Origin of the sequence: Synechococcus sp. R6-10 (assembly GCF_047461815.1) — a bacterium.
Taxonomy (GTDB): domain Bacteria; phylum Cyanobacteriota; class Cyanobacteriia; order Thermostichales; family Thermostichaceae; genus Thermostichus.
The window spans coordinates 1-576 of record NZ_JANSHW010000473.1; the positions used below are offsets into that span (position 1 = coordinate 1).

Consider the following 576-nt stretch of genomic DNA (forward strand, 5'->3'; position numbering starts at 1 on the left):
ACATCTCCGACCGTATCGTGTGGATTCGCGACGGCAAGATCGAGCGTATCGAAAAGCGCAGCGAACTGCAACTCAAGGTCGGCGAGGTGGAAGGCGAAGCAGGCTAATGGACGCCTACATCGACGGGTTTCTGGACTATCTGGCGCGGGAGCGGCAGGCGTCGGCGCACACGGTGAACGCCTACGCCGTCGACCTGCGCCAGTTCTGCGACTATCTGCGTTGGTCAGGGCGCACCGACCCCGCCGAGTGGGACACGACGCTCTGGGAGGGTTTTATGCACTACCTGCGCCGCCGTTCGATGAGTGAGTCGAGTATCGCACGCAAGCTCAGCGCGGCGCGGGCGTTTCTCAAGCACCTCTATCGGCGCGGGGTGCTGGAACACGAGCCGCCTGACGCGCTGGCGACCCCGCGCGTGCATCGCGCCCTGCCCAGCACGCTTACCCCGCACGAACTGCGCCGCCTGCTGCTCCAGCCTCCGCTGGACACGCCGTATGGACTGCGCGATCGCGCGATGCTGGAGATGATGTATACCACAGGCATGCGCGTCTCGGAACTGCTCGGCTTGACGCTGGAGCA

The 576-nt window shown here is 64.9% G+C and carries 1 protein-coding gene; it reads left to right on the plus strand.

Annotated elements, in window-relative coordinates; translation table 11 throughout:
• Positions 1-106 precede the first annotated feature (106 nt).
• A partial coding sequence (locus NW837_RS12385) for a site-specific integrase (RefSeq protein ID WP_414331928.1) occupies positions 107-576 on the plus strand: 470 nt, incomplete at its 3' end.